Source organism: Blastococcus xanthinilyticus, from assembly GCF_008124835.1.
In the GTDB taxonomy this organism is placed as follows: Bacteria; Actinomycetota; Actinomycetes; order Mycobacteriales; family Geodermatophilaceae; genus Blastococcus; species Blastococcus xanthinilyticus.
This window is the reverse complement of sequence record NZ_VNHW01000012.1, coordinates 118,220-129,059: the sequence shown is the minus strand read 5'-3', so window position 1 is coordinate 129,059 and position 10,840 is coordinate 118,220. Positions and strand designations below refer to the sequence as shown.

The 10,840-nt window shown below is 76.3% G+C and carries 11 protein-coding genes; all 11 read right to left on the bottom strand.

The window, feature by feature from the left end; genetic code table 11:
* Nucleotides 1-116 precede the first annotated feature (116 nt).
* The 11 genes from BD833_RS17830 to pyrF all read right to left on the bottom strand — a co-directional run bounded on the left by BD833_RS17830 (nucleotide 117) and on the right by pyrF (nucleotide 10,837).
* Nucleotides 117-617: an N-acetyltransferase gene (locus BD833_RS17830; RefSeq protein ID WP_166534485.1), complete on the bottom strand. Its 501-nt coding sequence runs from the start codon at nucleotides 615-617 to the stop codon at nucleotides 117-119.
* A gap of 45 nt (nucleotides 618-662) precedes the next feature.
* Complete coding sequence (locus BD833_RS17825) at nucleotides 663-2,039, bottom strand: RsmB/NOP family class I SAM-dependent RNA methyltransferase (RefSeq protein WP_166534484.1); 1,377 nt, start codon at nucleotides 2,037-2,039, stop codon at nucleotides 663-665.
* Nucleotides 2,036-3,013, bottom strand: coding sequence for a methionyl-tRNA formyltransferase (gene fmt, locus BD833_RS17820; RefSeq protein WP_243737763.1), 978 nt, complete (start codon nucleotides 3,011-3,013; stop codon nucleotides 2,036-2,038). The genes BD833_RS17825 and fmt overlap by 4 nt, the downstream gene beginning before the upstream one ends.
* Nucleotides 2,962-3,495, bottom strand: coding sequence for a peptide deformylase (gene def / locus BD833_RS17815; RefSeq protein WP_166534483.1), 534 nt, complete (start codon nucleotides 3,493-3,495; stop codon nucleotides 2,962-2,964). The genes fmt and def overlap by 52 nt, the downstream gene beginning before the upstream one ends.
* Before the next feature lie 146 nt (nucleotides 3,496-3,641).
* Complete coding sequence (locus BD833_RS17810; RefSeq protein ID WP_243737762.1) at nucleotides 3,642-5,603, bottom strand: primosomal protein N'; 1,962 nt, start codon at nucleotides 5,601-5,603, stop codon at nucleotides 3,642-3,644.
* 56 nt (nucleotides 5,604-5,659) lie between these two features.
* On the bottom strand, nucleotides 5,660-6,856 hold the full coding sequence (gene metK, locus BD833_RS17805; RefSeq protein WP_166534482.1) for a methionine adenosyltransferase: 1,197 nt from the start codon (nucleotides 6,854-6,856) through the stop codon (nucleotides 5,660-5,662).
* 94 nt (nucleotides 6,857-6,950) lie between these two features.
* Nucleotides 6,951-8,168 (bottom strand): bifunctional phosphopantothenoylcysteine decarboxylase/phosphopantothenate--cysteine ligase CoaBC, encoded by a 1,218-nt coding sequence (coaBC, locus tag BD833_RS17800; RefSeq protein WP_166534481.1) that lies wholly within the window; start codon nucleotides 8,166-8,168, stop codon nucleotides 6,951-6,953.
* A gap of 94 nt (nucleotides 8,169-8,262) precedes the next feature.
* Nucleotides 8,263-8,526 carry a DNA-directed RNA polymerase subunit omega gene (rpoZ, locus tag BD833_RS17795; RefSeq protein WP_166534480.1) on the bottom strand — a complete coding sequence of 88 codons (264 nt, stop codon included), beginning with the start codon at nucleotides 8,524-8,526 and terminating at the stop codon, nucleotides 8,263-8,265.
* A gap of 76 nt (nucleotides 8,527-8,602) precedes the next feature.
* The gene (gmk, locus tag BD833_RS17790) at nucleotides 8,603-9,190 is read right to left on the bottom strand and encodes a guanylate kinase (protein WP_166534479.1); all 588 of its coding nucleotides are present in this window, start codon (nucleotides 9,188-9,190) and stop codon (nucleotides 8,603-8,605) included.
* 44 nt (nucleotides 9,191-9,234) lie between these two features.
* Nucleotides 9,235-9,591: an integration host factor, actinobacterial type gene (gene mihF, locus BD833_RS17785; protein ID WP_166534478.1), complete on the bottom strand. Its 357-nt coding sequence runs from the start codon at nucleotides 9,589-9,591 to the stop codon at nucleotides 9,235-9,237.
* 349 nt (nucleotides 9,592-9,940) lie between these two features.
* Nucleotides 9,941-10,837 (bottom strand): orotidine-5'-phosphate decarboxylase, encoded by an 897-nt coding sequence (gene pyrF / locus BD833_RS17780; protein ID WP_166534477.1) that lies wholly within the window; start codon nucleotides 10,835-10,837, stop codon nucleotides 9,941-9,943.
* Nucleotides 10,838-10,840 lie beyond the last annotated feature (3 nt).

The following is a 10,840-nucleotide window of genomic DNA, read 5'->3' as shown; positions in this document are numbered from 1 at the left end:
CCGGGCGGATGTGGGCCTTAGACAAGCCACACCCCACTCGGAGGTTCTCCTGCGTTCAAGCCCGACCGCCGTCACCAACGTCATGGCCGGGTACATCTAGGACGGGTCGCGGGCGGTCAGTCGGGAGCAGGGAGCGCGTTCCACTCCGCCCAGGAAATGTCCCGGCCGACCAGACGGGCGGGCGCGGGCAGCGGCCACTCGTGGGCCAGCCAGCGGGGTACGAACTCGTCCAGCTCGCGCTCGGCGTCGCCGCCGACCAGCCGGTCGACCACCCACCACGACACCTCGGCCCCGACGTCCCCGGCCTTGGTCGGCGGGTCGATGTAGACGCAGCCGAGCAGCTCGGCCTCGTCGTCGTCGAACAGCCCGTACAGGAAGCTCTCGTGCGCGGCGGTCTCCCGCTCGTGGTGCGCGAGGTCGTCCCGGTCCTGCTCCACGGTCATGTGCGCCGGCGGCCACCCCCACGCCTCCCCGTAGATGGACCACAGCCGCTCCCGGGAACCCATCACGGCCGGGTGGTCGATCTCGGTGTCCGCGGCGCCCATCGGGCGCAGGTGCCGCCCGCTCGGCAGCCCGACGCGCAGCGGATGGGCGAAGCCGCCGGGCAGCCAGGTCACGGACGGCACCGTAGCGGCGCCGGTCGGTTCAGCGGGTGCGGCAGATCACCGGGTGCGGCGGAGCAGCGCCATGAACATCGCGTCGGTGCCGTGCCGGTGCGGCCACAGCTGGCCGTAGTCCCCGCGGGCCATGTCCGGCACCTCCGGGAACAGCGGGGCCACCGGCAGCACCTCGACGTCGTCCCGGGCGGCGGCCACGTCGACCACCGCCACGGTCTCCTCGGTGTGCGGGGAGCAGGTGACGAAGGCGACCACGCCGCCGGGCCGCACCGCCGCCAGCGCGCTCGCCAGCAGCTCCAGCTGCAGCTCCACCAGCGGGGCGAGGTCCTCCGGGGTCCGCCGCCAGCGGACCTCCGGGCGCCGGCGCAGCGCGCCCAGGCCGGTGCACGGCGCGTCGAGCAGCACCCGGTCGAACGTGCCCGGCTGCCACGGTGGCTCGCGGCCGTCGGCGGCCACCACCTCGACGTCGTCCTCGCCGGCGAGCGCCTGGCGCACCAGCTCGGCCCGGTGCGGGGCGCGGTCGGCCGCGGTGAGCCGCACTCCCCCGGGCCGGGTGACGGCGAGCAGCCCGGCCTTGCCGCCGGGCCCCGCGCACATGTCCAGCCAGGCGCTCTCCGGCCCGTCCAGCGGCGCCCGGGTCAGCAGGAGAGCGGCGAGCTGGCTCCCCTCGTCCTGCACCGCCGCACGGCCCGAGCGCACCGACGCCAGCCGGCCGGGGTCTCCCCCGCCGAGCCGCACCGCGTACGGCGACCACGGCCCCGGCTGCCCACCCGACTCCTCGGCGAGGGCCGCGCGGTCCATGCGCCGGGCGACCAGGTGCACCTCCGGGGCGACGTCGTCGGCGAGCAGGGCCGGTTCCAGCTCCGCCTCGTCGCCCAGCGCGTCCCGCCAGGCGTCGACGATCCACCCGGGGTGGTCGGTGGCCAGCGCCAGCCGCTCGTCGCCCTCGGCCGCCAGCGCGGCCAGCCAGGCGGCCCGGTCCCCGCCCGCGGCGACCTTGCGCAGCACCGCGTTGACCAGGCCGGAGGCGCCGGTGCCCACGATGGCGCGGGTGAGGTCGACGGTGGTGTCGACGGCCGCGTGCGACGGCACCCGGAGGTCGACCAGCTGGTAGGCGCCCAGGCGCAGCAGGTCCAGCACCCGCGGGTCGAGCTCGGCGAGCGGCCGGGACACCAGCCCGGTGAGGATCGCGTCGAGGGTGCCCTGCGCCCGCAGCGTCCCGTAGGCCAGCTGGGTGGCGAAGCCGGCGTCGCGCGGCTCCAGCTGCCGCTCGCGCAGCAGCTGCGGCAGCAGCAGGTTCGCGAACGCCTGCCGCGAGGTGACGGCGTCGAGGACGTCGTAGGCGGTCAGCCGGGCACCGTCGAGGGCCCGTCGCCGGGTGGCGGGGTGGCGACGCCGGCCCCCGGAGCGCGGCGGGCTCACGCGCCCACCCGCTCGCCGGGCGCGAGCCGCGCGCCACGGGCCCAGTCGGCCGCGGGGAACATCCGCTTGCCGGCCGGCTGGACGTCGCCGAGCCGGACGGCGCCCCGCCCGGTGCCGACCAGCACGCCGGAGGGCCCGACGGACAGCTCGCCGGCCGCCAGCCCGAGGGACGTCGGCAGCGGCTCGACCGGGCCGAGCCGCAGCCGGTCCCCGCGCCAGGTCGTCCACGCGCCCGGAGCCGGCGTGACCCCGCGGACCCGCCGGTCCACGACGTGCGCGGGCAGCGCCCAGTCGACCCTGGCGTCGGCGGTCTCCACCTTCGGCGCGAGGCTGACGCCGTCCGAAGGCTGCGGCCGGGGGTCGAGCGCGCCGGCGGCGATGCCGTCCAGCGTGGCCACGAGCAGCCCGGCCCCGCTCACCGCGAGCCGGTCGAGCAGGTCTCCGGCGGTGTCCCGCGGGCCGATGGCCTCGGTGAGCGTGCCGAACACCGGCCCGGTGTCGAGACCGGCCTCGAGGAGGAACGTCGACGCGCCGGTGAGCTCGTCCCCGGCCATGATCGCGTGCTGCACCGGCGCGGCCCCGCGCCAGGCGGGCAGCACCGAGAAGTGCAGGTTGACCCAGCCGTGCCGCGGCAGGTCGAGCGCCGCCTGCGGCACCAGCGCGCCGTAGGCCACCACCGGCGCGCAGTCGACGTCGAGCGCGGCCAGCTGCTCGAGGAACTCCGGCTCCCGCGGGGAGCGCGGCTGCAGCACCGGGACGCCGGCGGCGTCGGCCCGCTCGGCGACCGGGGAGCGGCTCACCTTGCGGCCGCGCCCCGAGCGGGCGTCGGGGCGGGTGAGCACGGCGACGACCTCGTGGTCGGAGGCGAGCAGCGCATCGAGGGACGGGACGGCCGGGGCCGGCGTACCGGCGAACAGGAGCTTCAGTGCGGGCTCACCTTCACGACGGGGAGGTAGCTGCCGTAGCCGGCCCACTCGGCGGCCTGGATCTCGGCCAGCGCCGCGGCGCGGTCGGCGTCGGCGAGCCGGTCGACGAACAGCACGCCGTCGAGGTGGTCGGTCTCGTGCTGGATGGCGCGCGCCAGCAGCTCGGAGCCCTCGACGCGCACCGGGTCGCCGTGCATGGTCCAGCCCGAGGCGACCACGTGCAGGTGGCGCCTGCAGTCGTAGCGCAGGTCGGGGATGGACAGGCAGCCCTCCGGGCCGTCCTGCACCTCCTCGCCCACGGCGGCGACGTCGGGGTTGACCAGGTGGCCGACCTCGCCGTCGACGTACCAGGTGAACACGCGCAGGCCGACACCGATCTGCGGCGCGGCGAGGCCGGCGCCGCCGGCCGCCCGCATCGTCTCGGTCAGGTCGGTGACCAGCTGCCGGAGCTCGGCGTCGAAGTCGGCGACCGGCTCGGCCGGCCGGTGCAGCACCGGGTCGCCGAACAGCCGGATGGGGGTCACGCTCACCCGACGATCGTAGGTGGGGGCTCCGCGGCGTCCTCCCCCAGCGCTGCCCGGACGCGGCGCACGACGGCCCGGGCGCCCATCGGGGCCGCTGGTCGACCAGTGGCCTGCCCACGGTTCACGACCCGGAACGCCTGAGCAACCTGCTCTCAGACGAGGTCGAGCGGGTCGAGCTGCACGCGGACGTGCTCGGGGGCCTTCTTCGCGCTGCGGACGCCCTGCACCTCGGCCAGGGCGTGGGCCAGGGCTGCGCCCTCGGCGCGCGGCACCCGCACCAGATAGCGCTCGCGCTCCCCCTCCTGACCGGGCCGAGGCCGCTCCGGCACCGGCCCGAGCAGGTCGGCGTCGGCCGGCAGCCGGGCCGCGGCCAGGAACTCCGCGAGCGCGGCCGGTGACCCCGCCAGCGACGCCATCCGGGTGACCGGGGGGAACCCGAGCTCCCGGCGGTCGGCCAGCTCGCGGGCGGCCAGCCACGCCGGATCCCACCGCACCAGCGCCTGGACGACCGGGTGCGCGGCGTCGGCGGCGACGATGACGCGTCCCCCGGCCGGCGCCGGGCGCACCAGGGCCGCGGCGTTCGTCCAGCGGCGGAGCGTCTCCTCGCCGGCCCGCAGGTCGGCCCGGCCGAGCAGCGCCCACGAGTCCAGCAGCAGCGCGGCCCCGTAGCCGCCGTCGGCGACCGGCTCCGCGCCCGGGGTGGCCACCACCAGGGCCGGGCCGGCGGGCACCGTCGCGAGCACGCCCGAGGTGCTGCCCGACGTGCGGACGGTCGTGCCCGGAAAAGCCCGGGCGAGCTCCTCGGCGGTGCGCGACTCCCCCACCACCGCCGCCCGCAGCTTCGTGCCGTGGCAGTGCGGGCAGTCGAAGGTGGCGGCCGGCCGGGCGCACCAGCGGCAGGCGGGGATGCGGCCGCCCCCCGGCCCCGGGCGCGGGGAGATGCCGAGGGGGCCGGCGCAGTGGGGGCACCGGGCCGGGGCGCGGCAGCGGGCGCAGGACAGGGACGGGACGTAGCCCCGCCGGGGCACCTGCACGAGCACCGGGGTCCCGGCGGCCAGCGCACTGCGCGCGGTGTCGAAGGCCAGGGACGGCAGCCGCGCGGTGCGGGCGGCGGCGTCTCGGGCCAGCTCGAAGTCCTCGCCCAGCGCCTGCACCCGGGGCGCGGCGGCGCGCAGGGCGGCACGGTCGGCGACCAGCTCGTGCGCCCACCCGGACTCGACCAGCAGCGCCGCCTCGGCGGTGCGGGAGGTCCCGGCGACGACGGCGGCGCAGGAGTCCAGCCACGCCCGCTGCACCAGGACGTCGCGGGCGTGCGGATAGGGAGCGTGCTCGTCGGAGTGCAGGTCGTCGCCGTCGTCCCAGACGACCACCAGGCCGAGGTCCCGGACGGGCGCGAACATCGCCGCCCGGGTGCCCAGCACCACCTGCGCGGCGCCGCGCGAGGCGGCCAGGAACCGCCGGTAGCGCTTCTCCGGCGAGTCGTCGGCCCGCAGCACCGTGAAGGAGTGCTCGGGCAGCAGCCGCTCCGCCGCCGCGGTCAGCCGGTCCAGGTCCTTGCCGTCGGGCACGACGACCAGCGACCCGCGCCGGCCGGAGAGCGCCGCGCGGCACAGCTCGACCAGTCGGCTGGGCCAGTCCTCGCCGGGCAGCGCCGTCCAGACCGCGCGCGCCGGCCGTCCCTCGGCCAGCGCACCCAGCAGGGCGGGCCCGGCCGGGTAGCGGGCGAACCCGGCCGGGTCGGGCACGGCGGGCAGCGCCTCGGGCGTGGGCGACTCGCGCTTCTCCGCCGCGGCCCGGCGGGGCGGCAGCGCCAGCCGCAGGACGTCGCTGGCGGTGCCCGCGTACCGGTCGGCGACGGCGCGCACCAGCCGCGCGACCTGCGGGGTGAGCACCGGCTCGCCGGAGGGCACGTGGGACAGCGGCTGCAGCGCGCCCGCGAACTCGGTGGTGTCCGCCAGCTCCCACACGACGCCGTCGACGAGCCGGCCGCGGAAACGCACCCGCACCCGGCAGCCGGCCTGCACGGTGCCGGCGAACTTCTCCGGGACGGCGTAGTCGAACGGCCGGTCCAGGTGGGCCAGCGGGACGTCGACGACGACCCGGGCCACCTGCACCGGACCAGTCTCCCCGCCCCCACCGACAGCTCCGGTGGGGGCGACGGCGTCCGCCGTCAGGCCCCGACGGCCGAGCGCAGCGCCTCGACGCGGTCCAGCCGCTCCCACGGCAGGTCCAGGTCGGCGCGGCCGAAGTGGCCGTAGGCGGCGGTGGGGCCGTAGATGGGCCGCAGCAGGTCCAGGTCGCGGACGATCGCGCCGGGGCGCAGGTCGAACACCGAGCCGATCGCCTTCTCCAGCACCTCGTCGGCGACCGTGCCGGTGCCGTGCGTGTCGACGAACAGCCCGACCGGGTGCGCGGCGCCGATCGCGTACGCCACCTGCACCTCGCACCGGCGGGCGAGCCCGGCGGCGACGACGTTCTTCGCCACCCAGCGCATCGCGTAGGCGCCGGAGCGGTCGACCTTCGACGGGTCCTTGCCCGAGAAGGCACCGCCGCCGTGGCGGGCCATGCCGCCGTAGGTGTCGACGATGATCTTGCGTCCGGTCAGCCCGGCGTCACCCATCGGGCCGCCGATGACGAACTTGCCCGTCGGGTTGACCAGGAGCCGGTGCCCCGTCGTGGGCAGGCCGAGGGCGGCCAGCTCGGGCTCGACGACGAGCTCCTCGATGTCCGGGGTCAGCAGCGTCTCGATCGAGATGTCCTCGGCGTGCTGCGAGGAGACCACCACGGTGTCGACCGCGACCGGCCGGTCGTCCTCGTAGACGACGGTGACCTGGGTCTTGCCGTCGGGCCGCAGGTAGGGCACCGAGCCGTCCTTGCGCACCGCGGACAGGCGCCGGGACAGCCGGTGCGCCAGCGCGATCGGCAGCGGCATCAGCTCGGGGGTCTCGTCGGTGGCGTAGCCGAACATCAGCCCCTGGTCGCCGGCGCCCTGGCGCTCGATCGCGTCGTCGGAGGTGCCGCCGGTGCGCGCCTCGTAGCCGGTGTCGACACCCTGCGCGATGTCCGGCGACTGCGCGCCGATGGAGACGCTGACGCCGCAGGACGCGCCGTCGAAGCCCTTGCGGGAGGAGTCGTACCCGATCCGCAGCACCGTCTCGCGGACGATCGCCGGGATGTCGACGTAGCCGGCGGTGGTGACCTCGCCGGCGATGTGGACCTGGCCGGTGGTGATGAGGGTCTCGACGGCGACCCGGCTGCGCGGGTCCTGCGTGAGCATCGCGTCCAGGATCGAGTCGCTGATCTGGTCGGCGATCTTGTCCGGGTGGCCCTCGGTCACCGACTCGGACGTGAAGAGGCGGCGTGGCACTCGGGCTCCCTGGGGTGTGACGGCGGGGGGTCGGTGCGGCGCACCGGGTGCGCACGTTACCGGCGCGGGACCGCGGGAGGTATCGCGGCGTCCGTCAGGCCGGAGCGAGGCGGCCGGCCACCGCCGTCCAGATGCCGGCGGCCACGGCGTCCTTGCTGCCCCGGGGCAGCTCGGTGGGCGGCCCGTCGGCGGACAGGAGGACGACGGCGTTCTCCGCCCGGCCGAACACCTGCCCGGCCGAGACGTCGTTGACCACGAGCAGATCGCACCCCTTGCGGGCGAGCTTCGCGCGGGCGTGGGTGAGCACGTCGCCGTCGTCGTCGCCGGTCTCGGCGGCGAAGCCGACGACCAGCTGCCCCGGCGACCGGGCAGCGACCAGCTCGACGAGCACGTCGGGGTTGCGCACCAGCTCGATCGCGGTCGGCTCGCTGGCGGCGCCCTTCTTCATCTTGGCGGCGGCGACGCCGGCCGGCCGGAAGTCGGCGACCGCGGCGCTCATGACCACGACATCGGCCCCCGCCGACTCGGCCAGCACGGCGGCGCGCAGCTCCTCGGCGGTCCCGACCGGGACCACCCGGACCCCGAACGGCGCCGGCAGCTCCACGTTGGCCGCGACCAGGACGACCTCGGCGCCGCGCGCGGCGGCGACCCGGGCCAGGGCCCAGCCCTGCTTGCCCGAGGACCGGTTGCCGAGGTAGCGCACCGGGTCCAGCGGCTCGCGGGTGCCACCGGCGCTGATGACCACCCGGCGCCCGGCGAGGTCCCGGGGCAGGGCGTCGGCGCCCTGCTCGAGCACGACCGCGGCCAGCGCGGCGATGTCGGCCGGCTCGGGCAGCCGGCCGGGACCGGAGTCGGGTCCGGTGAGCCGGCCGACGGCCGGCGGCAGCACGATCGAGCCCCGGCGGCGCAGCGTGGCGACGTTGTCCTGGGTGGCGGGGTGCAGCCACATCTCGGTGTGCATGGCCGGCACGAACACGACCGGGCAGTGCGCGGTGAGCAGCGTGGCGGTGAGCAGGTCGTCGGCCCGCCCCGCGGCGGCGCGGGCGAGCAGGTCGGCGGTGGCCGGGGCCACCACCACGAGGTCGGCGGTCTGGCCGATGCGCACGTGCGCGACCTCGGGGACGTCGGACCAGACGTCGGTGGTGACCGGGTTGCCCGACAGCGCCTCGAACGTCGCGGACCCGACGAAGTGCAGCGCGCCGGGGGTCGGGACGACGCGCACGTCGTGCCCGGCCTCGGTGAACGCCCGCAGCAGCAGGGCGGCCTTGTAGGCGGCCACGCCACCGCTGACGCCCAGCACGATCCGGCTCATGCGCTCATCCTCCCCCAGGCACGACGACGCCCCCGGCACCTGCCGGGGGCGTCCTCACTACAAAGGGCGGTGACGACGGGCGTCACCAGCCTGATCAGTTCTCGCCGGCGGCGTGGGCCAGCAGGCCCTCGTTGATCTCACGCAGCGCGATCGAGAGGGGCTTCTCCTGCGGCGCGGTGTCGACCAGCGGGCCGACGTACTCGAGCAGGCCCTCGGAGAGCTGGCTGTAGTAGGCGTTGATCTGGCGCGCGCGCTTGGCGGCGAAGATGACCAGCCCGTACTTGCTCGTGGTGCGCTCGAGCAGCTCGTCGATCGGCGGGTTGGTGATGCCCTCGGGGGCGGGTGCGACTCCGGACACGGGCGGGCGTGCTCCTCATTCGATGGCGGGAGGAAGCAGCCGGCGGGACCACCGGCGGAGCTCTTCCTCGTGGGCGCTACTCCCCCGGCACGAGTCCGGGCGAGGGCGCAGTCAGCAATCCTACCAATTCGTCGGCGGCACGGGCCACGTCGTCGTTGACGACCACCACGTCGAACTCCCCGGAGGAGTCGAGCTCGGCCTGCGCGATGGCCAGCCGGCGCTCCTGGACGGCGGCCGGCTCGGAGCCCCGGCCGGCCAGCCGGCTGACCAGCTCGGCCCACGACGGCGGGGCCAGGAAGACCAGCTGGGCCTCCGGCGCCCGCGCCCGCACCTGCCGGGCCCCCTGCAGCTCGATCTCCAGCAGCGCCGGGCGCCCCGAGGCGAGCTGGGCCCGCACCGGCGCCACCGGGGTGCCGTAGCGGTTGCCCGCGTACTCGGCCCACTCCAGCAGCCCGTCGGCGGCGATCAGCCGGTCGAACTCGGCCTCGTCGACGAAGTGGTAATGCACGCCGTCGACCTCACCGGGCCGGGGACGACGAGTGGTGGCCGACACCGACACCCACACATCGGGGTGCCGGCGCCGGACCTCGGCGACCACGGTGCCCTTGCCGACCCCTGAGGGTCCGGAGAGCACGGTCAGCCGTGCCGGTGTCGCTGCAGCCACTCGTCGTCCTCGCCCGGGGTCGTCGGCGGTGCCGACGGCTCCCCTCAGACGGAGCCGTCGACGGGAACCTGCTCGGGAACGACCTGGTCGCTCCCGAACTCGGCCTCCAGGGCCCGCCGCTGGTTGGCGCCCAGACCCCGGACGCGGCGCGTCGGGGAGATCTCCAGGCGTTCCATGATCTTCGCAGCCCGGGCCTTGCCGACGCCCGGCAGGGACTCCAGGACGGCGGACACGCGCATCTTGCCGATCACTTCGTCGGACTCGCCCTGCTTCAGGACGTCACCGACGGTGGCGCCCTTGCTCTTGAGCCGCTCGCGCAGCTCGGCGCGCGCCTTGCGGGCCGCGGCAGCCTTCTCCAGGGCGGCGGCCCGCTGTTCCGGGGACAGTTCAGGCAGGGGCATGGTGCAACCCAATCGTGTCGTCGCCGGCCTCGTGGAGACCGGCGCTCGTTCGGTTCGTCGAGACGGATCACGTCTCACCCGGAGCCTCTCGGTCCCCGTCGCCGGGAGCAAATCTGCTGGTCACACTGCCCGGCAGGTCGCCGCCCGGACGCGCCATCCGCGACTCGCCACCGTCGTCGCCCCATCTCGTGACGCTACGTGATCAGCGCAGGTCGAGCGGTATACGGCCGTCCCCGTTCCATTCGCCCGCGCCGGGAGCCCGGGAGCGGTCCGCCACCCGACACGCCGAGCACACGACACGCCGAGCCCCCGGGCACGGTCCGGGCCCACCGGACGCCGGGACCGCTGGTCAGGCCGCCAGCGCGTCCGCCCAGCGGTCCGCGGCCGCCCGCAGCGCCCCGGCGTCCGGACCGGCCGACAGCACGTCCCGCGACACCGTGGGGACGACCGCGCGGGCCCGCCCGAACAGCCGGCGCAGATCGGCCACCGAGCCGCCCTGGGCGCCGAGCCCCGGCGCCAGGACCGGGCCCCCCAGTGAATCGAGGTCGACGTCCAGCTCGGGCAGCGTGGCGCCGACGACGAGCCCGAAGGATCCCAGGGAGGGGCCGAAGCCGACCACGACGTCCTCGGGGTGCCGGGTGTTCCAGCCGCACACGGTGTCGACGACGGCTTGGGCGACCGACCGGTCCCCCACCGTCGCGTGCTGGAAGGTCGCGGCATCGGGGTTCGACGTGCGGGCCAGCACGAACAGGCCGCCGCCGGAGCGCTCGGCGGTGCGCACCGCCGGCGCCAGCGACTCCGGTCCCAGGTACGGGCTCACGGTCATCGCGTCCACCTGCAGCGGGTGGTCGCTGCGCAGGTAGTCGGCGTAGGCCTCCATCGTCGAGCCGATGTCCCCGCGCTTGGCGTCCAGCAGCACCAGCGCCCCGGCCGCGCGGCAGGCGGCGACCGCTTCCTCGAGTACCGCCAGGCCCCGCGAACCGAAACGCTCGTAGAAGGCCATCTGCGGCTTGAGCACGGCCACGCTCCCGGCGAGCGCCTCTACCACCGCGTCGGTGAAGCGGCGCAGTCCGTCCAGGTCGTCGCCGACGCCCCAGTCGATCAGCAGCGACCGGTGCGGGTCGAGGCCCACGCACAGCGGCCCGCGGGCGGCGACCGCGGCGGACAGCCGCATGCCGAAGGGCTCGACGTCGGCGAAGTCCGGCCGGCGCCCGGGGACGCCGCCCGGGGGAACCGTCGGGCTCATGCG